Source organism: Mesorhizobium sp. Cs1321R2N1 (assembly GCF_037179725.1).
GTDB lineage: Bacteria > Pseudomonadota > Alphaproteobacteria > Rhizobiales > Rhizobiaceae > Mesorhizobium > Mesorhizobium salmacidum.
The window spans coordinates 42,344-62,368 of sequence record NZ_JAPYKP010000005.1; the positions used below are offsets into that span (position 1 = coordinate 42,344).

The window sequence follows — 20,025 nt, forward strand, 5'->3', positions numbered from 1 at the left end:
CTCTTAGCAGATCGGACATGACGGGCAAGCACCGGCCAGGCCTCGTCTCAACGAATCGGCGCCATCGCGCAGGGCAGGTGAGGGGCATCACGCTTGCGATCAGATCGGAACGTCGAAGGTCACGATCGCCACTTCGCCTTCGAGTGCGCCCTGGAAGGCCGAAAGATGCGGCTCATCGTCGGGCTCGCCCTCCATGTCGCCGATCTGGTCGAGTTCGGCTTCGGCATAGCCTTCCGCCGCAAGCGATTCGAGCGCGCGGCGCACCGCCGAATCGTCATCGGGCGCCACCAGCATGACATGCACGCCTTCCGGCTTGCCGCCTTTCTTCTTCCACACCCGGCCGGTGATGATGGTGACCGGGCGTTCTTCATTATCGTTCACGGGCCGATTCCTCCGCGGCGAGGGATTGTCAGTGTTCATGCGGCCTTTTTCGCATGAAGCAAGGCCCCGCAACAGCCAAAGGCCGGTCACTTTCTTCCTCGCCCTTGCAAAACGGCGAAAGAAAATTACTTGCGGTTTTCGCATGGCTGCCAAGCCCCGCCTTCAATGCAATATTTGCCACTGCGGGCTTGACGGTTCGCGGGCTTACGAGTAGAAGCCGCCCAGTCAGAACCGATGTGAGGCTCTTGCTTCCGAAGCGACACGCTTTGGAGTTTGCCTCAAACAGGGTTCGTTTTACGAGCGAAAAGACATCTCCGGCGTGCACGAAGCGGTTTCCGCTTCCTCTGCGATTTGTTCGGGCAAGACCGCAAGGCGCGGTTTGTGGCCCGAATTTGCGTATGGAAATGACGCTTTGAGCGAGCCTTGACCGGCACGAGACACGGAATTGAGAGACAAGAGGGTTTAATGCCTACCGTCAACCAGCTGATCCGCAAGCCGCGCATTGCGCCGGTGAAGCGCAACAAGGTCCCGGCCATGCAGCAGAACCCGCAGAAGCGGGGCGTCTGCACGCGCGTCTATACGACGACGCCGAAGAAGCCGAACTCGGCGCTGCGCAAGGTGGCCAAGATCCGCCTGACCAATGGTTTTGAAGTGATCGGTTACATCCCCGGCGAAGGTCACAACCTTCAGGAACACTCCGTGGTCATGATCCGCGGCGGCCGCGTCAAGGATCTTCCGGGCGTGCGCTATCACATCATCCGCGGCGTGCTCGACACGCAGGGCGTGAAGAACCGCAAGCAGCGTCGTTCGAAGTACGGCGCCAAGCGTCCGAAGTAAGGGGCGTCCGAAGTAAGATTTTCCGGCCTTGTCGCTTTCCGGCGCAAGGCTACGAGATTGAGAGACAAAAACCATGTCGCGTCGTCACAGTGCAGAAAAGCGTGAGATCAACCCGGATCCCAAGTTCGGCGATCTGATCGTCACCAAGTTCATGAACGCCGTCATGTATGACGGCAAGAAGTCGGTCGCCGAGACCATCGTCTATGGCGCGCTGGACCAGGTCCAGTCGAAGACCAAGCAGGAGCCGGTCACCGTCTTCCACCAGGCGCTCGACAATGTCGCGCCGCATGTGGAAGTGCGTTCGCGTCGCGTCGGCGGCGCCACCTACCAGGTTCCGGTCGACGTGCGCCCCGAGCGCCGCCAGGCGCTGGCGATCCGCTGGCTGATTGCCGCGGCCCGCAACCGCAACGAGACCACCATGGTCGACCGCCTCTCCGGCGAGCTGATGGACGCGGCCAACAACCGCGGCACTGCCGTGAAGAAGCGTGAAGACACCCACAAGATGGCTGAAGCCAACCGCGCTTTCGCACACTACCGCTGGTAAAGCGCGAACAGGACTGAGAGGCAGCTACGATGGCCCGCGAATACAAAATCGAAGACTACCGCAATTTCGGTATCATGGCGCATATTGACGCCGGCAAGACGACGACTACCGAGCGCGTCCTCTATTACACGGGCAAGTCGCACAAGATCGGCGAAGTGCACGACGGCGCTGCCACCATGGATTGGATGGAGCAGGAGCAGGAGCGCGGCATCACCATCACGTCCGCCGCGACCACGACCTTCTGGAAGGCTCGTGACGGCAAGATGCACCGCTTCAACATCATCGACACCCCTGGACACGTCGACTTCACCATCGAGGTCGAGCGTTCGCTGCGTGTGCTCGACGGCGCCATTGCGTTGCTCGATGCCAACGCCGGTGTCGAACCGCAGACGGAAACCGTCTGGCGTCAGGCCGATAAGTACCGCGTGCCGCGCATGATCTTCTGCAACAAGATGGACAAGATCGGCGCAGACTTCTACCGCTCGGTCGAGATGATCGGCTCGCGCCTCGGTGCGCAGGCTGTCGTCATGCAGCTGCCGATCGGCGCCGAGACCGAATTCAAGGGCGTCGTCGACCTCGTTGAGATGAACGCGCTCGTCTGGCGCGACGAAACCCTGGGCGCTGCCTGGGACGTCGTCGAGATCCCGGCCGACCTCAAGGCGCGTGCCGAGGAATACCGCGAGAAGATGATCGAAGCCGCCGTCGAAATGGACGAGACGGCGCTCGAGAACTACCTCGAAGGCAAGATGCCGTCGAATGACGAGATCCGTTCGCTGATCCGCAAGGGCACGATCGCGGTCAAGTTCTACCCGATGTTCTGCGGCTCGGCCTTCAAGAACAAGGGCGTGCAGCCGCTGCTCGACGCCGTTGTCGAATACCTGCCGTCGCCGGCCGACGTTCCGGCCATCAAGGGTGTCGATGCCAAGACCGACGCCGAGATCGAGCGTCATGCGGATGACAACGAGCCGCTGTCGATGCTCGCTTTCAAGATCATGAACGACCCGTTCGTCGGTTCGCTGACCTTTGCCCGCATTTATTCGGGCAAGCTCACCAAGGGCGTCTCTGTCGACAACACCGTGAAGGGCAAGAAGGAGCGCATCGGCCGCATGCTTCAGATGCATGCGAATTCGCGCGCCGACGTCGAAGAGGCTTTTGCCGGCGACATCGTCGCCCTGGCCGGCCTCAAGGACACCACCACCGGCGACACGCTGTGCGATCCGCTGCACCCGGTGATCCTCGAGCGCATGGAATTCCCCGATCCGGTTATCCAGATCGCCATCGAGCCGAAGACCAAGAACGACCAGGAAAAGATGGGCCTCGCCCTTCACCGCCTGGCTGCCGAGGACCCATCCTTCCGCGTCAAGACGGACGAGGAAAGCGGCCAGACCATCATCTCCGGCATGGGCGAACTGCACCTCGACATCATCGTCGACCGCATGCGTCGCGAGTTCAAGGTCGAAGCCAATGTCGGCGCGCCGCAGGTGGCTTATCGCGAGACGATCACCCGCAAGCACGAGCAGGACTACACGCACAAGAAGCAGACCGGCGGTACCGGCCAATTCGCGCGCGTCAAGGTTGTGTTCGAGCCGAATTCCGAGAGCGAGGACTTCGTATTCGAGTCCAAGATCGTTGGCGGCGCGGTGCCGAAGGAATACATTCCGGGCGTTGAAAAGGGCATCCAGAGCGTCATGGGCGCTGGTCCGTTCGCCGGCTTCCCGATGATCGGCGTCAGGGCAACGCTCATCGACGGCGCCTACCACGATGTCGACTCCTCGGTTCTCGCCTTCGAAATCGCGTCCCGTGCTTGCTTCCGTGAAGCTGCTCCCAAGCTTGGCGTGCAGTTGCTCGAGCCGATCATGAAGGTCGAGGTGGTGACGCCGGAAGATTACGTCGGCAGCGTCATCGGTGACCTGAACGGCCGTCGCGGCCAAATCCAGGGCCAGGAAGCGCGCGGCGTGGCCGTCGTCATCAACGCGATGGTGCCGCTCGCCAACATGTTCAAGTACGTCGACAACCTGCGCTCGATGAGCCAGGGCCGCGCGGCTTACACGATGCAGTTCGATCACTATGAGCCGGTCCCGACCGCGGTCGCTCAGGAAGTCCAGAAGAAGTACGCGTAACTCGAAAGAGCTGCCGCGGTAACGCAATTCAAAGCCCGCATGGGCGAGCAGGAAATGGAGACATCACATGGCAAAAGGTAAATTCGAGCGCACTAAGCCTCATGTGAACATCGGCACGATTGGTCACGTCGACCATGGCAAGACGTCGCTGACGGCTGCGATCACCAAGTATTTTGGCGAATACAAGCGCTATGACCAGATCGACGCGGCGCCGGAAGAGAAGGCGCGCGGCATCACGATCTCGACGGCTCACGTCGAATACGAGACGGCCAACCGCCACTACGCGCATGTCGACTGCCCCGGCCACGCCGACTATGTGAAGAACATGATCACCGGTGCCGCGCAGATGGATGGCGCGATCCTGGTCGTGTCGGCCGCCGACGGCCCGATGCCGCAGACCCGCGAGCACATCCTGCTTGCCCGTCAGGTCGGCGTGCCGTCGATCGTGGTGTTCCTGAACAAGGTCGATCAGGTCGACGACGCCGAGCTGCTCGAACTGGTCGAGCTCGAGGTTCGCGAGCTTTTGTCGAAGAACGAATTCCCCGGCGACGACATTCCGATCGTCAAGGGTTCGGCGCTGGCGGCGCTTGAGGATTCGAACAAAACGATCGGCGAGGACGCGATCCGCGAGCTGATGGCTCAGGTCGACGCCTACATCCCGACGCCGGTTCGTCCGCTCGACAAGCCGTTCCTGATGCCGATCGAGGACGTGTTCTCGATCTCGGGCCGCGGCACGGTGGTGACCGGCCGCGTCGAGCGCGGCGTGGTCAAGGTCGGCGAGGAGCTGGAAATCATCGGCATCCGTCCGACGACCAAGACGACCTGCACGGGCGTCGAAATGTTCCGCAAGCTGCTCGATCAGGGCCAGGCCGGCGACAACATCGGCGCGCTGCTGCGCGGCGTCGACCGTGAAGGTGTCGAGCGCGGCCAGGTTCTGGCGAAGCCCGGCACGGTGAAGCCGCACAAGAAGTTCGTGGCCGAAGCCTACATCCTGACCAAGGACGAAGGTGGCCGTCACACGCCGTTCTTCACCAACTACCGTCCGCAGTTCTACTTCCGCACGACCGACGTGACCGGCATCGTGTCGCTGCCGGAAGGCACCGAGATGGTGATGCCCGGCGACAACATCACGGTCGATGTCGAGCTGATCGTGCCGATCGCCATGGAAGAGAAGCTGCGCTTCGCCATCCGTGAAGGCGGCCGCACCGTCGGTGCCGGCATCGTCGTCACCATCAAAGAGTAATTTGGACTTAAACCGATCTGTCGCGGGCGCCGCAGTTGCCCGCGCCGCGCCAGAACAAGGAAGTGACGCATGAACGGACAGAATATCCGCATCCGCCTGAAGGCGTTTGACCACCGCGTGCTCGACGCCTCGACGAAGGAAATCGTGTCGACGGCCAAGCGCACCGGTGCAAACGTCCGCGGCCCCATTCCGCTGCCGACGCGGATCGAAAAGTTCACGGTCAACCGGTCGCCTCACGTCGACAAGAAGAGCCGCGAGCAGTTCGAGATGCGCACGCACAAGCGTCTGCTCGACATCGTCGATCCGACCCCGCAGACCGTCGATGCTTTGATGAAGCTCGATCTGGCCGCCGGCGTCGACGTCGAGATCAAGCTCTAAGGGAATGAGAGCGCGGTAGGGGGCGGTGTCCCTGGCCCGGAACTCTAAAGGAATTGAACCGATGCGTTCAGGTGTGATTGCAAAGAAGGTGGGAATGACCCGCATCTATAATGATGCCGGGGAACATGTTCCCGTCACCGTTCTCCAGATGGAGAACTGCCAGGTCGTGGCACAGCGCACGCAGGAGAAGAATGGCTACACCGCCGTTCAGCTCGGCGTTGGCCTCGCCAAGGTGAAGAACACGTCGAAGGCGATGCGCGGCCATTTCGCGACCGCTTCCGTCGAGCCGAAGGCGAAGGTTGCCGAGTTCCGCGTCTCCGCCGACAACATGATCGATGTTGGCGCCGAGATCACCGTCGAGCACTTTGTCGCCGGCCAGAAGGTCGACGTGACGGGCACGACGATCGGCAAGGGTTTCCAGGGCGTCATCAAGCGCCACCACATGGGTGGTGGCCGTGCGACGCACGGTAACTCGGTCTCGCACCGTACTCACGGTTCGACTGGCCAGCGTCAGGACCCGGGCAAGGTGTTCAAGGGCAAGCATATGGCTGGCCACATGGGCGACACCCGCGTCACCACGCAGAATGTCGAGATCGTCTCGACCGACGCCGACCGCGGCCTGATCCTGATCCGCGGTGCGGTTCCCGGATCGAAGGGCGCCTGGATCCTGGTCCGCGACGCGGCCAAGGTGGCGCTGCCGGCCAATGCGCCGAAGCCCGCCGCGATCCGCGCTGTTGCGGCAGCTGCGAAGAACGAGGCTCCGGCCACAGAGGGAGCGGAATAATGGATCTCAAGATCACAACGCTCGGCGGTAAAGACGCCGGCAAGGTGGAACTTTCCGACGGAATTTTCGGCCTTGATCCGCGCGAAGACATCCTGCAGCGCGTCGTGCGCTGGCAGCTTGCCAAGAAGCAGCAGGGCACGCACAAGGCAAAGGGCCGCGCCGAAATCGCGCGCACCGGCGCCAAGATGTACAAGCAGAAGGGTACGGGCCGCGCCCGTCACCACTCGGCACGCGCTCCGCAGTTCCGCGGCGGCGGCAAGGCCCACGGCCCGGTCGTTCGCAGCCACGAGCATGAACTGCCCAAGAAGGTTCGTGCGCTTGGTCTCAAGCATGCTCTCTCGGCCAAGGCCAAGAGCGCATCGATCATCATCATCGACGAGCTGAAGCTGACCGAAGCCAAGACGAAGGCGCTGATCGCGAATTTCGCGACGCTGGGCCTGACCAACGCCCTGGTGATTGGCGGTGCCGAGCTTGACAAGAACTTCAAGCTGGCAGCCACCAACATCCCCAACATCGACGTGCTGCCCATCCAGGGCATCAACGTCTACGACATTCTGCGCCGCGGCACGCTGGTCCTTTCGAAGGCCGCCGTCGAGGCTCTCGAGGAGCGCTTTAAATGACCGACCTTCGTCACTACGACGTGATCGTCTCGCCGGCGATCACCGAAAAGTCGACCATGGCCTCCGAGCAGAACCAGGTCGTCTTCAACGTCGCCAAGAAGGCGTCGAAGCCGGAAATCAAGGCCGCCGTCGAAGCGCTGTTCGGCGTCAAGGTGATGGCCGTGAACACGCTTGTCCGCAAGGGCAAGATCAAGCGCTTCCGCGGCACGATCGGCCGCCAGAGCGACGTCAAGAAGGCGATCGTGACGCTGGCCGACGGCCAGTCGATCGACGTCGCGACGGGTCTCTGAGCAAGGCCGCGAGGACAGGACAATGGCACTTAAGAAATTCAACCCGATAACGCCGAGCACCCGCCAGCTGGTCATCGTCGACCGCTCGGGCCTCTACAAGGGCAAGCCCGTCAAGGGCCTGACCGAAGGCCTGACCAAATCGGGCGGCCGCAACAATCACGGCCGCATCACGGCCCGCTTCATCGGCGGCGGTCACAAGCGTTCGTACCGCATCATCGACTTCAAGCGTCGCAAGTTCGACGTTGTCGGCACGGTCGAGCGCATCGAATATGATCCGAACCGCACCGCCTTCATCGCGCTGATCAAGTATGATGATGGTGAGCTGTCCTACATCATCGCTCCGCAGCGTCTGGCTCCCGGCGACAAGATCGTGGCAGGCGAAGCGGTCGACGTGAAGCCGGGCAATGCGATGCCGCTGGCCTCGATGCCGGTCGGCACCATCGTCCACAACATCGAGCTGAAGCCGGGCAAGGGCGCCCAGGTCGCCCGTTCGGCAGGTGGTTACGGCCAGCTGGTCGGCCGCGACCAGGGTATGGCGATCCTGCGCCTCAACTCGGGCGAACAGCGTGTCGTTCACGGCTCCTGCATGGCCACCGTCGGTGCCGTGTCCAATCCGGACCACGGCAACATCAACGATGGCAAGGCCGGCCGCACGGTTTGGCGTGGCAAGCGTCCGCACAATCGCGGCGTGACCATGAACCCGGTCGACCATCCGCACGGCGGCGGCGAAGGCCGCACCTCCGGTGGCCGCCATCCGGTCAGCCCGTGGGGCAAGCCGACCAAAGGCAAGAAGACGCGGTCCAACAAGGCGACCGACAAGTTCATCCTGCGCTCGCGCCATCAGCGCAAGAGCTAAGAAGAGGTAACGCCAAGTGACTCGTTCTATTTGGAAAGGCCCCTTCATCGACGGCTACCTTCTCAAGAAGGTGGATAAGGTTCGTGAAGGTGGTCGCAATGAGGTGATCAAGATGTGGAGCCGTCGCTCCACCATCCTGCCGCAGTTCGTCGGCTTCACCTTCGGTGTCTACAACGGCCAGAAGCACGTTCCCGTCTCGGTGAACGAGGACATGGTCGGTCACAAGTTCGGTGAATTCGCTCCGACGCGGACCTATTACGGTCACGGCGCGGATAAGAAGGCGAAGAGGAAATAATCATGGGCAAGGCCAAAGCTCCGCGCAGGCTTGCTGACAACGAAGCGCGCGCCGTGTTGCGCACGATCCGTATCAGCCCGCAGAAGCTGAACCTGGTTGCCGCGCTGATCCGCGGCAAGAAGGTCGCGACAGCGCTTTCCGATCTCGAATTCTCGGCCAAGCGGATTTCCGGCACGGTCAAGAAGACGCTGGAATCGGCAATCGCCAACGCGGAAAACAACCACGACCTCGACGTCGATGCGCTGATCGTGGCGGAAGCCTATGTCGGCAAGTCAATCGTCATGAAGCGGTTCCACGCTCGTGGCCGTGGTCGCGCCAGCCGTATCGAGAAGCCGTTCTCGCACCTCACGATCGTGGTTCGTGAAGTCGAAGAAAAAGGGGAGGCCGCATAATGGGTCAGAAAGTCAATCCGATCGGTCTTCGCCTCGGCATCAACCGCACCTGGGATTCGCGCTGGTTCGCGAACACCGGCGAGTACGGCAAGCTGCTGCATGAGGACATCAAGATCCGCAAGTATCTTGAGAAGGAGCTCAAGCAGGCCGCGATCTCGAAGGTCGTGATCGAGCGTCCGCACAAGAAGTGCCGCGTCACCATCCATGCCGCGCGCCCGGGTCTGATCATCGGCAAGAAGGGCGCCGACATCGAGAAGCTTCGCAAGAAGCTGATGGAGATGACGAAGTCCGAGACGCACCTCAACATCGTCGAAGTGCGCAAGCCGGAAATCGACGCGACCCTGGTCGCCCAGTCGATCGCCCAGCAGCTCGAGCGTCGCATCGCGTTCCGCCGCGCCATGAAGCGTGCCGTGCAGTCGGCCATGCGCCTCGGTGCCGAAGGCATCCGCATCAACTGCGCCGGCCGCCTTGGCGGCGCCGAGATCGCGCGCATGGAATGGTACCGTGAAGGTCGCGTGCCGCTGCATACGCTGCGCGCCGATGTCGACTACGGCACGGCCGAGGCGAACACGGCCTACGGCATTTGCGGCGTCAAGGTCTGGGTATTCAAGGGCGAGATCCTCGAGCACGATCCGATGGCTTCGGAGCGTCGTGCGACCGAGGGTGATGCTGCGCATGGTGGTGGTGGTGATCGCGAACGCGGTCGTCGTCGCGAAAACGCCTGAGACATTTAGGAATTTGGAGTTAGAACGATGCTGCAGCCAAAGCGCACAAAGTTCCGCAAGCAGTTCAAGGGCCGTATCCATGGTACCGCAAAGGGCGGCACCAACCTGGATTTCGGTGGTTTCGGGCTGAAGGCGCTTGAGCCGAACCGCGTCACCGCGCGTGAGATCGAGGCGGCCCGCCGCGCGATCACTCGCGAAATGAAGCGCGCCGGCCGCGTCTGGATCCGTATTTTCCCGGATGTGCCGGTAACGTCGAAGCCGACCGAAGTCCGCATGGGCAAGGGCAAGGGCGCGGTCGACTACTGGGCGGCGCGCGTCAAGCCGGGCCGCATCATGTTCGAGATCGACGGCGTCAATGAAGAAACCGCCCGTGAGGCGCTGCGTCTCGGCGCGGCCAAGCTCTCGGTCAGGACGCGCTTCGTACAGCGCATCGCAGAATAAGGACGGGCTGATCATGAAAGCCGAAGACATCCGGACCAAGACCCAGGACCAGCTGACCGACGACCTGGCCAGCCTGAAGAAGGAGCAGTTCAACCTGCGCTTCCAGAAGGCCACCGGCCAGCTCGAGAAGACCGCGCGCGTGAGGCAGGTTCGCAAGGACATTGCGCGTATCAAGACCATCGCTGCGGAAAAGTCCGCGGCCAAGAAGGCTTAAGGACGAAAACCATGCCAAAGCGCATTCTGCAGGGCACCGTCGTCAGCGACAAGAACGAGAAGACGGTTGTCGTCAAGGTCGAACGGCGCTTCACGCATCCCGTGATGAAGAAGACCGTGCGCATGACCAAGAAGTACAAGGCGCACGACGAGAACAACGCCCACAAGGTCGGCGATCAGGTGTTCATCCAGGAATCGAAGCCGATTTCCAAGGACAAGCGCTGGATCGTCGTGTCCTCGGACCAAGCCTGACCTCCGGGCGTAAACAACGAATTTTGGACAGACCGGGGAGGGGCTTCGAGCCCGTCCCGTTAGAAAAGAAGAAGGCGGCCAGTCATGATTCAGATGCAAACAAACCTCGACGTGGCGGATAATTCCGGCGCGCGTCGTGTCATGTGCATCAAGGTGCTGGGCGGCTCGAAGCGGAAATACGCTTCCGTGGGCGACATCATCGTGGTGTCGATCAAGGAAGCCATTCCGCGCGGCCGCGTTAAGAAGGGCGATGTGATGAAGGCGGTCGTGGTTCGCACGGCCAAGGACATCCGCCGCCCGGACGGCAGCGTGATCCGTTTCGACAAGAACGCGGCCGTTCTCGTCGACAACAAGAAAGAGCCGATCGGCACGCGTATCTTCGGACCGGTTCCGCGCGAACTCCGCGCCAAGAACCACATGAAGATCATCTCGCTCGCGCCTGAAGTGCTGTAAGGAGCCGGACCAATGCAAAAGATTAGAAAAGGCGACAAGGTCGTCGTGCTGGCCGGCAAGGACAAGGGCCGTTCGGGCGAAGTCCTCTCGGTTCAGCCGAAGGATGACACCGCACTGGTGCGCGGCGTCAACATGATCCGTCGTCACCAGAAGCAGTCCCAGTCCCAAGAGGGCGGGATCATCACCAAGGAAGCGCCGATCCAACTGTCGAACATCGCGCTGGCCGACCCGAAGGATGGCAAGCCGACCCGCGTCGGTTTCATCTTCCAGAAGGACGGCAAGAAGGTGCGCGTCGCCAAGCGCTCGGGAGAAGTCATCAATGGCTAAGGCTCAAACCAAGCAGGCGACTGCCAACAACACGCCGCGCCTCAAGCAGGTCTACAACGAGACCATCCGCAAGGCGCTGCAGGAGCAATTCGGCTACGACAACGAGATGCAGGTTCCGCGCATCGACAAGATCGTGCTGAACATGGGTGTGGGGGAAGCGACCGCCGATTCGAAGAAGCCTTCGGTCGCGGCCGAGGACCTGGCGATGATCGCCGGCCAGAAGGCCGTCGTGACCCGCGCCCGCAATTCGATCGCGGGCTTCAAGGTTCGCGAGAAGATGCCGATCGGCGCCAAGGTCACGCTGCGCAAGGAACGCATGTACGAGTTCCTCGATCGCCTCGTGAACATTGCGCTGCCGCGCGTCCGCGACTTCCGCGGATTGAATCCGAAGAGCTTCGATGGCCGTGGTAACTACGCTATGGGCATCAAGGAACACATCGTGTTCCCGGAGATCAACTACGACAAGGTTGATCAGATCTGGGGCATGGACGTCATCGTTTGTACGACGGCGAAGACGGACGACGAAGCCAGGGCTTTGCTCAAGGCTTTCAACTTCCCCTTCCGCCAGTAACGGCAGCGAGAAAAGGAAAAATCTGAAATGGCAAAGACCAGCTCAGTCGAGAAGAACAACAGGCGCCGCAAGCTTGCCGACCAGTACGGTCCCAAGCGCGCCGCGCTGAAAGCGATCATCATGGATCAGTCCAAGCCGATGGAAGAGCGCTTCCGCGCTCAGCTGAAGCTTGCTGCCCTGCCGCGCAACTCGGCCAAGATCCGCATCCGCAACCGCTGCGAAGTCACTGGCCGTCCGCGTGCCTACTATCGCAAGCTCAAAGTATCGCGCATCGCGCTTCGGGATCTCGGCAATAACGGCCAGATCCCGGGCCTGGTCAAGTCGAGCTGGTAAGGAGGACATAACATGTCATTGAGCGATCCTCTCGGCGATATGCTGACCCGCATCCGCAACGCCTATGGCCGCAAGAAGTCGAGTGTCTCGACGCCGGCCTCGCGTCTGCGCACCCGCGTCCTCGACGTGCTGAAGGCTGAAGGCTATATCCGCGATTACAGCCAGACCGACTTCGACAACGGCAAGTCCGAGATCGAAATCGAGCTGAAGTATTTCGACGGTGCTCCGGTCGTGCGCGAAATCGCCCGCGTTTCGAAGCCCGGCCGCCGCGTTTACGTTTCGGCCAAGTCGATCCCGCACGTCGCCAACGGCCTCGGCATCGCCATCCTTTCGACGCCGAAGGGCGTGATGGCCGACCACGAAGCACGCGAGCAGAACGTCGGCGGCGAGATCCTCTGCCAGATCTTCTGATCTGGCAGCTCACCGCAAATTGGAATCCGGTCTTCGGATCGTTCCGAAGACAGAGACCTGAAACAAGAGAAGTGACGAGGACAACAAAATGTCTCGTATTGGAAAGAAACCCGTTTCGCTGCCGCAGGGCGTGACCGCGACCGTCAACGGCCAGACCGTGACGGCGAAGGGCCCCAAGGGCGAGCTTAAGTTCGTGGTGAACGACGAAGTGCTGGTCAAGATGGAAGGCAGCGAGATCGCTGTCCAGCCCCGCGACCAGACCAAGACAGCTCGCTCCAAGTGGGGCATGTCGCGCACGCAGATCGTCAACATCCTGCAGGGCGTCAAGGACGGCTTCGAGAAGAAGCTCGAGATCACCGGCGTCGGCTATCGCGCTGCCTTGCAGGGTAAGAACCTGCAGCTGGCTCTTGGCTTCAGCCATGATGTCGTCTACGAGACGCCGGCCGGCATCACGATCACCGTGCCGAAGCCGACCGAAATCACCGTGGCCGGCATCGACAAGCAGCAGGTCGGCCAGGTTGCCGCGGAAATCCGCGAATACCGCGGTCCCGAGCCTTACAAGGGCAAGGGTGTCCGTTACGCCGGCGAGAAGATCGTCCGCAAGGAAGGCAAGAAGAAGTAGTCTGCTTGGCCCTGAAAAGTTACAGACTTTTCGGACAGGGCTAGGCCACGGAAGTGTAACGCCGCGGGGAGCGGTCGCGGGAGGCGCTTCGCCTGCCGCATATGGCGGCCCCCGTTTTTTGAAGGCAAGGAAGACATCATGGGTACCAAGGAAGCCATCCAGCGCCGTGCGCAACGCGTCCGCCGCCAGATCAAGAAAGTCGCCGGCGAGCGTCCGCGCCTTTCTGTGCACCGCACATCGAAGAACATCTACGTCCAGGTGATCGACGACGCCAAGGGGCACACTATCGCTGCCGCCTCGACGCTCGAGAAGGACCTCAAGGGTTCGCTCAAGACCGGCGCCGACACCGCCGCCGCCGCCGCGATCGGCAAGCTGATCGCCGAGCGCGCCACCAAGGCCGGCATCAAGGAAGTCGTCTTCGACCGTGGCCCGTACATCTATCACGGCCGCGTCAAGGCGCTGGCCGAGGCTGCCCGCGAAGGCGGTCTCAGCTTCTAATGCATGATCCCGAAAAGTTGCAGACTTTTCGGACAAGATCATGCAAAGGAGAAGTTCACCGCTGATGACCCAAAAGCGGCATCAGCAATCAGCAACCCGTGCTTCCGGAAAAGAACAAGGAACAGGATATGGCACAGGAACGTAGGGAAGGCGGCCGCGGCCGCGAGCGTGAAGAGCGCGATGACGGCATGGTGGACAAGCTCGTCCACATCAATCGCGTCGCCAAGGTCGTCAAGGGTGGCCGCCGCTTCGGCTTCGCCGCACTCGTCGTAGTCGGCGACCAGAAGGGCCGTGTCGGCTTTGGTCACGGCAAGGCGCGCGAAGTGCCGGAAGCCATCCGCAAGGCAACCGAATCCGCCAAGCGCGACATGATCTTCGTGCCGCTGCGCTCGGGCCGCACGCTGCATCATGACGTCGAGGGACGCTGGGGTGCGGGCCGCGTGCTGCTGCGCGCCGCCAAGCAGGGTACCGGCATCATCGCCGGCGGCCCGATGCGCGCCGTCTTCGAGACGCTCGGCATGCATGACGTGGTTGCCAAGTCGATGGGTTCGTCGAACCCCTACAACATGGTTCGCGCCACCTTCGACGCGCTGAAGAGCCAGATGCATCCCAAGGATGTGGCTGCGGCGCGCGGCATCAAGTATTCGACCCTTCAGGCCCGCCGCGGCACCGCCGTTGCGGCTGAAGAATAGTCGACCTGACCAGGGATTTTGACCATGGCCAAGAAAGCAACCAAGACCATCACCGTTGAGCAGATCGGCTCGCCGATCCGCCGTCCAAAGGAACAGCGCGCGACGCTGGTCGGCCTCGGCCTCAACAAGATGCACAAGCAGCGCACGCTGGAGGATACGCCCTCCGTGCGCGGCATGATCGCTGCCGTCCAGCATCTCGTCCGCGTCGTGGACGAGGGCTGAGCCAAAGCGCAGGAGAAGCAAGATGAAACTCAACGATCTGCGTGACAAGGACGGCGCGACGCACTCCAAGAAGCGTCTCGGCCGTGGCATCGGCTCAGGTTCCGGCAAGACCGCCGGTCGCGGCGTCAAGGGCCAGAAGGCGCGCTCCGGCGTTGCCGTCAACGGCTTCGAGGGTGGCCAGATGCCGCTCTACCGGCGCCTGCCGAAGCGTGGCTTCAACAACATCTTCGCCAAGAGCTTCGTTGTCGTCTCGCTGGCCCGCATCCAGGAAGCCGTCGATGCCAAGAAGCTTGACGTCAAGGCAATCGTGACGGCCGAAACGCTTGTCGCCGCCGGCGTCATCCGTCGCGTCAAGGATGGCGTGCGCGTGCTGTCCGACGGCGAGCTCAAGGCCAAGCTTGCCTTCGACGTCGCCGGCGCCTCCAAGGCCGCGATCGAGAAGATCGAAAAGGCCGGTGGTTCGGTCAAGCTGCCGGAAAAGGCAGCTGCCGAGTAACGGCAATTTGAAGCGCGGTCGGCAAGAGTGGCATTCGTTTTTGCTTTCGATCGCGCTTTGATCTGCTCAATTTAGCGGCCGCGTCAACGCGGCCGCTTGCATGTTTACAGCCCGGAGCTTATCTCGTGAGCTTCGGTGAAACGCACCGCCTGACCCCACGGGCCATCAAGCGTTACCAAGCGGAGAATCAGGCATGGCTTCGGCTGCTGAACAACTAGCCTCGAATCTGAATTTCTCGGCCTTTGCCAAGGCGGAGGACCTGAAGAAGCGCATCTGGTTCACCATCGGCGCGTTGCTCGTCTATCGCCTCGGCACCTACATCCCGCTTCCCGGCATCAATCCCGACGCCTTCGCCCAGGCCTTCTCCTCGCAGAGCAAGGGCGTGCTCGGCATGTTCAACATGTTCGCCGGCGGTGCCGTGCAGCGCATGGCGATCTTCGCGCTCGGCATCATGCCCTATATCTCCGCCTCCATCATCATGCAGCTGATGACCTCTGTCATTCCCTCGCTGGAAGGGCTGAAGAAGGAAGGCGAGCAGGGCCGCAAGGTCATCAACCAATACACGCGCTACGGCACCGTGCTCCTGGCGCTGGTGCAGGCCTATGGTATTTCGGTCGGGCTGGAGAACGGTAACGGCATCGTCAATGATCCCGGCATGTTCTTCCGTCTCTCGACCGTCGTTACGCTGGTCGGCGGCACCATGTTCCTGATGTGGCTTGGCGAACAGATCACCGCGCGCGGCATCGGCAACGGCATTTCACTGATCATCTTCTCCGGCATCGTCGCCGGCTTGCCGCGTGCCATTTCCGGCACGCTGGAACTTGGCCGCACCGGCGCGCTGTCGACCGGCCTGATCCTGGCGATCATCGTGCTGGCCATTGTCGTCATCGCGCTCATCGTCTTCTTCGAGCGCGCCCAGCGCCGCCTGCTGATCCAGTATCCGAAGCGCCAGGTCGGCAACCGCATGTTCCAGGGCGATACCTCGCACCTGCCGCTCAAGCTCAACACGTCGGGCGTCATCCCACCGATCTTCGCGTCGTCGCTGCTCCTGCTGCCGGCCACCGTCGCCGGCTTCTCGCAGACGACCAACATGCCGGCCTGGGCGAGCACCATCCTGGCCTCGCTCGGCCACGGCCAGCCGCTCTACATGGCATTCTACGCGGCGATGATCGTGTTCTTCGCCTTCTTCTACACTGCGATTGTCTTCAATCCGAAGGACACCGCCGACCAGCTCAAGAAGCATTCGGGCTTCATCCCGGGCTACCGCCCGGGCGAGCGCACCGCCGACTACATCGATTACGTTCTCACCCGCATCACCGTCGTCGGCGCCATCTACCTGGTGCTGGTGTGCCTGCTGCCGGAGTTCCTGATCTCGGCGACTGGCGTACCATTCTACCTTGGTGGCACATCGCTTCTGATCGTGGTCAGTGTCACGCTCGATACGGTTGCGCAGATTCAGGGTCACCTGATCGCGCACCAGTATGAAGGGCTGATCAAGAAGTCGAAGCTGCGCGGGGGGAAGAAAGCCAGATGAGGTTGATTTTGCTTGGGCCGCCGGGGGCGGGCAAGGGGACACAAGCACAAAGACTGGTAGAAAAACACGGCATACCCCAGCTCTCGACGGGTGACATGCTGCGTGCCGCCGTCCAGGCGGGTACCGAGGTCGGCAAGCGCGCCAAGGCGGTGATGGATGCCGGCGAGCTGGTCTCGGACACCATCGTCAACGCCATCGTCGCTGAGCGTATTGATCAGGCCGACTGCGCCAGGGGTTTCATCCTCGATGGTTATCCGCGTACGCTGGTGCAGGCCGATGCGGTTGAATCGATGCTCTTGGAGCGCGGCATTGGTCTCGATACGGTCATCGAACTTGTCGTCGACGACAGGGCCCTGGTCGGTCGGATCGTCAAGCGCGCCGATGATGCCAAGGCGGCTGGCCAGCCAGTGCGCAAGGACGACAATCCCGCTGTGTTCGAAGAGCGCCTGCGGGAGTACTACAAGAAAACCGCTCCGCTGACCGGCTACTATTACGCCAAGGGCAAGCTCAAGACCGTGGACGGCATGGCCAGTATCGACGCGGTGACCGCGGAGATCGAAGCCGTGGTCGTGGCGGCCGCGAAGGCGCGGTAAGGGAATTTAAAGATTAAGCTTGACGGAGGCGGCTCGCTGCGGTATGGCGGCCCGTCTTCCTATCAGGTGCGCACTTTGCTTGTCCGCAAGGGCAAGGCAGTCGCTTTGAACTGGAAACTCCCGCAAGGGCCGGCCTCCACCGGACGCGGGGCAATGTGGATAGCGCCGGATCTGCCTTTTTGAGGGTTGACCGGCCCATATGGAGAAGAGAAGAACATGGCTCGTATAGCCGGCGTCAACATTCCGACCAACAAGCGCGTCGTCATCGCGCTTCAGTACATTCACGGCATTGGCAAGAAGTTCGCCCAGGAGATCGTCGACAAGGTCGGCATCCCGGCCGAGCGCCGCGTCAACCAGCTGACCGACGCGGAAGTGCTGCAGATCCGCGAGACCATCGACCGCGATTTCCAGGTCGAAGGCGACCTGCGCCGCGAAGTGTCGATGAACATCAAGCGTCTGATGGATCTCGGCTGCTACCGCGGCCTGCGTCACCGCCGCTCGCTGCCGGTTCGCGGTCAGCGCACGCACACCAATGCACGTACCCGCAAGGGCCCGGCCAAGTCGATCGCCGGCAAGAAGAAGTAATTGGGAGTGAGTAGCTGTTAGTGAGTAGTGAGAACCGGCGTTAACGCCTGCACCTCGTCACTACTCACCAATTCACTATTCACGTTTCCAGGTGGAGCCGCTGGCATTACGGCGGTGTAGAGATCAACTGAAAGGACTACCATGGCCAAGGAAGCCGCACGTGTTCGCCGCCGCGAACGCAAGAACATCTCGTCGGGCGTTGCCCACGTCAATTCGACCTTCAACAACACGATGATCACCATCACCGACGCGCAGGGCAATTCGATCGCCTGGTCGTCGGCCGGTGCCCAGGGCTTCAAGGGTTCGCGCAAGTCGACCCCGTTCGCCGCCCAGATGGCTGCCGAGGACGTTGCCAAGAAGGCCCAGGAACACGGCATGCGCATGCTCGAAGTCGAGGTCTGCGGACCTGGCTCCGGTCGTGAATCGGCGCTGCGGGCCCTGCAGGCGGCCGGCTTCACCATCACCTCGATCCGTGATGTGACGCCGATCCCGCACAATGGCTGCCGCCCGCGCAAGAAGCGCCGCGTCTAAGCAATTTATCGAACGCCGCGTGAGCGCCCGGGGCGCTCCTCCACGGTATTCCAGGTCGCCCGCCACGATTGGATGGTGGCGGGTCAACGGAAGGAAAGCATCATGATCCAGAAAAATTGGCAGGAACTGATCAAGCCGAACAAGATCGAGTTCTCGTCGAAGAAGAAGACGCTGACCACGCTGGTCGCCGAGCCGCTCGAACGCGGCTTTGGCCTGACGCTCGGCAACGCGCTGCGCCGCGTGCTTCTGTCTTCGCTGCGCGGTGCGGCTGTCACCGCCGTGCAGATCGACGGTGTTCTGCATGAATTCTCGTCCATCGCCGGCGTGCGCGAGGACGTGACCGACATCGTCTTGAATATCAAGGAAATCGCCATCCGCATGGAAGGCGATGGCCCCAAGCGCATGGTCGTGCGCAAGCAGGGCCCGGGCGCGGTTCTGGCCGGCGACATCCAGACGGTTGGCGACGTCGAGATCCTCAACCCCGACCACGTCATCTGCACGCTGGACGAAGGCGCTGAAATCCGCATGGAATTCACCGTCGACACCGGCAAGGGCTATGTGCCTGCGGAGCGCAACCGCGCCGAAGACGCGCCGATCGGCCTGATCCCGGTCGATAGCTTGTATTCGCCGGTCAAGAAGGTCTCCTACAAGGTCGAGAACACCCGCGAGGGCCAGGTTCTCGACTATGACAAGCTGACCATGACCATCGAGACCGACGGTTCGATCTCGGGCGAGGATGCGGTGGCTTTCGCCGCCCGCATCCTGCAGGACCAGCTTGGCCTGTTCGTCAACTTCGACGAGCCGCAGAAGGAAGTCGCCGCGGAAGCCGTCACCGAGCTCGCCTTCAATCCGGCGCTGCTCAAGAAGGTGGACGAACTCGAGCTTTCGGTGCGTTCGGCCAACTGCCTGAAGAACGACAACATCGTCTACATCGGCGATCTCATCCAGAAGACCGAAGCCGAGATGCTGCGCACCCCGAACTTCGGCCGCAAGTCGCTGAACGAGATCAAGGAAGTTCTGGCGGCGATGGGCCTGCACCTCGGTATGGAAGTGCCGGACTGGCCGCCGGAAAACATCGAAGACCTCGCAAAGCGTTACGAAGACCAATATTGAGCATGAACTCCAAGGATCGGCGGCGTGAGCCGCTCGATCCGACGGTCGTGCGGAAAACCATCAGGGGCCGTGGCCTCTTGAACAACTGAAGAAGGAAAAGAGCCATGCGCCACGGTTTCAAAGGCCGCCGCTTCGCCCGCAGCATAAGCCACCGCAAGTCGATGTTCGCCAACCTGGCGGTGTCGCTGCTCGAGCACGAGCAGATCGTCACCACCTTGCCGAAAGCGAAGGACCTGCGTCCCATCGTCGAGAAGCTGGTGACGCTCGGCAAGCGCGGCGACCTGCACGCCCGCCGCCAGGTGATCGCGCAGATCGGCAATGAAGGCGTCGTCAAGCGTCTGTTCGATACCATCGCCCCGCGCTACGCCACCCGCAACGGCGGCTATTTGCGTATCATGAAGGCCGGCTTCCGTCACGGCGACAATGCCGCGATGGCGGTCATCGAGTTCGTCGACCGCGACACCTCGGCCAAGGGCGCCGGCGACCGCGCCCGCATCGAAGCCGAAGGCACGGACGAAGCCGCAGCCGCATAAAGTTTCGTCTTTCCAGATTGATTTAAAGGGGCCTGCGGGCCCCTTTTTCATATTCCGCGCGCAAAGGCGTACCCAAAAATATTGATTGCCGCGAAAATAATCGGATTTCAGCGGCTTAGCCTTTCATTTTGCACATTCGT

Annotated in this window: 32 protein-coding genes; 31 read left to right on the top strand and 1 reads right to left on the bottom strand. The window is 61.8% G+C overall.

Going from position 1 to position 20,025, the window contains the following annotated elements:
* Positions 1-99: 99 nt before the first annotated feature.
* The gene (locus O7A61_RS02575) at positions 100-381 is read right to left on the bottom strand and encodes a transcriptional regulator (protein ID WP_337128243.1); all 282 of its coding nucleotides are present in this window, start codon (positions 379-381) and stop codon (positions 100-102) included.
* A gap of 465 nt (positions 382-846) precedes the next feature.
* Here O7A61_RS02575 and rpsL point away from each other — a divergent pair, with 465 nt between their 5' ends.
* From rpsL to rplQ, 31 genes are all read left to right on the top strand, one after another.
* Complete coding sequence (gene rpsL / locus O7A61_RS02580) at positions 847-1,218, top strand: 30S ribosomal protein S12 (protein ID WP_006333356.1); 372 nt, start codon at positions 847-849, stop codon at positions 1,216-1,218.
* A gap of 73 nt (positions 1,219-1,291) precedes the next feature.
* On the top strand, positions 1,292-1,762 hold the full coding sequence (rpsG, locus tag O7A61_RS02585; protein WP_008875664.1) for a 30S ribosomal protein S7: 471 nt from the start codon (positions 1,292-1,294) through the stop codon (positions 1,760-1,762).
* Positions 1,763-1,791: 29 nt separating this feature from the next.
* Positions 1,792-3,882 (top strand): elongation factor G, encoded by a 2,091-nt coding sequence (gene fusA, locus O7A61_RS02590; RefSeq protein ID WP_027146624.1) that lies wholly within the window; start codon positions 1,792-1,794, stop codon positions 3,880-3,882.
* Positions 3,883-3,949: 67 nt separating this feature from the next.
* Positions 3,950-5,125 (top strand): elongation factor Tu, encoded by a 1,176-nt coding sequence (gene tuf, locus O7A61_RS02595; RefSeq protein ID WP_013895701.1) that lies wholly within the window; start codon positions 3,950-3,952, stop codon positions 5,123-5,125.
* Between the two features lie 69 nt (positions 5,126-5,194).
* A complete protein-coding gene (gene rpsJ / locus O7A61_RS02600; RefSeq protein WP_010909272.1) occupies positions 5,195-5,503 on the top strand; it encodes a 30S ribosomal protein S10 in 309 nt (102 codons plus the stop codon).
* 61 nt (positions 5,504-5,564) lie between these two features.
* Complete coding sequence (gene rplC, locus O7A61_RS02605) at positions 5,565-6,287, top strand: 50S ribosomal protein L3 (protein WP_023757978.1); 723 nt, start codon at positions 5,565-5,567, stop codon at positions 6,285-6,287.
* A complete protein-coding gene (rplD, locus tag O7A61_RS02610) occupies positions 6,287-6,907 on the top strand; it encodes a 50S ribosomal protein L4 (RefSeq protein WP_015317984.1) in 621 nt (206 codons plus the stop codon). The genes rplC and rplD overlap by 1 nt, the downstream gene beginning before the upstream one ends.
* A complete protein-coding gene (locus tag O7A61_RS02615) occupies positions 6,904-7,197 on the top strand; it encodes a 50S ribosomal protein L23 (RefSeq protein WP_010909275.1) in 294 nt (97 codons plus the stop codon). Before rplD ends, O7A61_RS02615 begins: the two co-directional genes overlap by 4 nt.
* A 22-nt stretch (positions 7,198-7,219) precedes the next feature.
* Positions 7,220-8,053, top strand: a complete 834-nt coding sequence (gene rplB / locus O7A61_RS02620) for a 50S ribosomal protein L2 (RefSeq protein ID WP_027145574.1) — start codon at positions 7,220-7,222, stop codon at positions 8,051-8,053.
* 16 nt (positions 8,054-8,069) lie between these two features.
* Positions 8,070-8,348 (top strand): 30S ribosomal protein S19, encoded by a 279-nt coding sequence (gene rpsS, locus O7A61_RS02625; protein ID WP_006205463.1) that lies wholly within the window; start codon positions 8,070-8,072, stop codon positions 8,346-8,348.
* Positions 8,349-8,350: 2 nt separating this feature from the next.
* Positions 8,351-8,740: a 50S ribosomal protein L22 gene (gene rplV, locus O7A61_RS02630; RefSeq protein ID WP_006205462.1), complete on the top strand. Its 390-nt coding sequence runs from the start codon at positions 8,351-8,353 to the stop codon at positions 8,738-8,740.
* Complete coding sequence (rpsC, locus tag O7A61_RS02635; protein WP_013895697.1) at positions 8,740-9,465, top strand: 30S ribosomal protein S3; 726 nt, start codon at positions 8,740-8,742, stop codon at positions 9,463-9,465. The genes rplV and rpsC overlap by 1 nt, the downstream gene beginning before the upstream one ends.
* 27 nt (positions 9,466-9,492) lie before the next feature.
* Positions 9,493-9,906 (top strand): 50S ribosomal protein L16, encoded by a 414-nt coding sequence (rplP, locus tag O7A61_RS02640; RefSeq protein WP_006205460.1) that lies wholly within the window; start codon positions 9,493-9,495, stop codon positions 9,904-9,906.
* Positions 9,907-9,919: 13 nt separating this feature from the next.
* A complete protein-coding gene (gene rpmC, locus O7A61_RS02645; protein ID WP_006205459.1) occupies positions 9,920-10,120 on the top strand; it encodes a 50S ribosomal protein L29 in 201 nt (66 codons plus the stop codon).
* Positions 10,121-10,131: 11 nt separating this feature from the next.
* On the top strand, positions 10,132-10,371 hold the full coding sequence (gene rpsQ, locus O7A61_RS02650) for a 30S ribosomal protein S17 (protein ID WP_010909280.1): 240 nt from the start codon (positions 10,132-10,134) through the stop codon (positions 10,369-10,371).
* An 84-nt stretch (positions 10,372-10,455) separates the two neighbouring features.
* Positions 10,456-10,824: a 50S ribosomal protein L14 gene (gene rplN, locus O7A61_RS02655; protein WP_006205457.1), complete on the top strand. Its 369-nt coding sequence runs from the start codon at positions 10,456-10,458 to the stop codon at positions 10,822-10,824.
* 12 nt (positions 10,825-10,836) lie between these two features.
* Positions 10,837-11,151: a 50S ribosomal protein L24 gene (gene rplX, locus O7A61_RS02660; protein WP_006205456.1), complete on the top strand. Its 315-nt coding sequence runs from the start codon at positions 10,837-10,839 to the stop codon at positions 11,149-11,151.
* Complete coding sequence (gene rplE / locus O7A61_RS02665; protein ID WP_032935916.1) at positions 11,144-11,722, top strand: 50S ribosomal protein L5; 579 nt, start codon at positions 11,144-11,146, stop codon at positions 11,720-11,722. The genes rplX and rplE overlap by 8 nt, the downstream gene beginning before the upstream one ends.
* 27 nt (positions 11,723-11,749) lie before the next feature.
* Positions 11,750-12,055 carry a 30S ribosomal protein S14 gene (gene rpsN / locus O7A61_RS02670; RefSeq protein ID WP_010909282.1) on the top strand — a complete coding sequence of 102 codons (306 nt, stop codon included), beginning with the start codon at positions 11,750-11,752 and terminating at the stop codon, positions 12,053-12,055.
* A gap of 12 nt (positions 12,056-12,067) precedes the next feature.
* A complete protein-coding gene (gene rpsH / locus O7A61_RS02675) occupies positions 12,068-12,466 on the top strand; it encodes a 30S ribosomal protein S8 (RefSeq protein WP_006205453.1) in 399 nt (132 codons plus the stop codon).
* An 88-nt stretch (positions 12,467-12,554) separates the two neighbouring features.
* A complete protein-coding gene (rplF, locus tag O7A61_RS02680; protein ID WP_013895694.1) occupies positions 12,555-13,088 on the top strand; it encodes a 50S ribosomal protein L6 in 534 nt (177 codons plus the stop codon).
* 138 nt (positions 13,089-13,226) lie between these two features.
* Positions 13,227-13,586 (top strand): 50S ribosomal protein L18, encoded by a 360-nt coding sequence (rplR, locus tag O7A61_RS02685; RefSeq protein WP_027145576.1) that lies wholly within the window; start codon positions 13,227-13,229, stop codon positions 13,584-13,586.
* Between the two features lie 128 nt (positions 13,587-13,714).
* On the top strand, positions 13,715-14,278 hold the full coding sequence (rpsE, locus tag O7A61_RS02690; protein ID WP_032933400.1) for a 30S ribosomal protein S5: 564 nt from the start codon (positions 13,715-13,717) through the stop codon (positions 14,276-14,278).
* Between the two features lie 24 nt (positions 14,279-14,302).
* On the top strand, positions 14,303-14,500 hold the full coding sequence (gene rpmD, locus O7A61_RS02695; protein ID WP_006205449.1) for a 50S ribosomal protein L30: 198 nt from the start codon (positions 14,303-14,305) through the stop codon (positions 14,498-14,500).
* Between the two features lie 22 nt (positions 14,501-14,522).
* Positions 14,523-14,996 carry a 50S ribosomal protein L15 gene (gene rplO, locus O7A61_RS02700; RefSeq protein ID WP_337128244.1) on the top strand — a complete coding sequence of 158 codons (474 nt, stop codon included), beginning with the start codon at positions 14,523-14,525 and terminating at the stop codon, positions 14,994-14,996.
* A gap of 193 nt (positions 14,997-15,189) precedes the next feature.
* A complete protein-coding gene (gene secY / locus O7A61_RS02705; RefSeq protein WP_027145578.1) occupies positions 15,190-16,530 on the top strand; it encodes a preprotein translocase subunit SecY in 1,341 nt (446 codons plus the stop codon).
* Positions 16,527-17,123: an adenylate kinase gene (locus O7A61_RS02710; protein WP_027145579.1), complete on the top strand. Its 597-nt coding sequence runs from the start codon at positions 16,527-16,529 to the stop codon at positions 17,121-17,123. The genes secY and O7A61_RS02710 overlap by 4 nt, the downstream gene beginning before the upstream one ends.
* A gap of 216 nt (positions 17,124-17,339) precedes the next feature.
* Positions 17,340-17,708 carry a 30S ribosomal protein S13 gene (rpsM, locus tag O7A61_RS02715; protein ID WP_337128245.1) on the top strand — a complete coding sequence of 123 codons (369 nt, stop codon included), beginning with the start codon at positions 17,340-17,342 and terminating at the stop codon, positions 17,706-17,708.
* Positions 17,709-17,849: 141 nt separating this feature from the next.
* On the top strand, positions 17,850-18,239 hold the full coding sequence (rpsK, locus tag O7A61_RS02720) for a 30S ribosomal protein S11 (RefSeq protein ID WP_006205444.1): 390 nt from the start codon (positions 17,850-17,852) through the stop codon (positions 18,237-18,239).
* Positions 18,240-18,341: 102 nt separating this feature from the next.
* A complete protein-coding gene (locus tag O7A61_RS02725; RefSeq protein ID WP_006205443.1) occupies positions 18,342-19,352 on the top strand; it encodes a DNA-directed RNA polymerase subunit alpha in 1,011 nt (336 codons plus the stop codon).
* Positions 19,353-19,456: 104 nt separating this feature from the next.
* Positions 19,457-19,885: a 50S ribosomal protein L17 gene (gene rplQ / locus O7A61_RS02730; RefSeq protein WP_027145580.1), complete on the top strand. Its 429-nt coding sequence runs from the start codon at positions 19,457-19,459 to the stop codon at positions 19,883-19,885.
* Positions 19,886-20,025 lie beyond the last annotated feature (140 nt).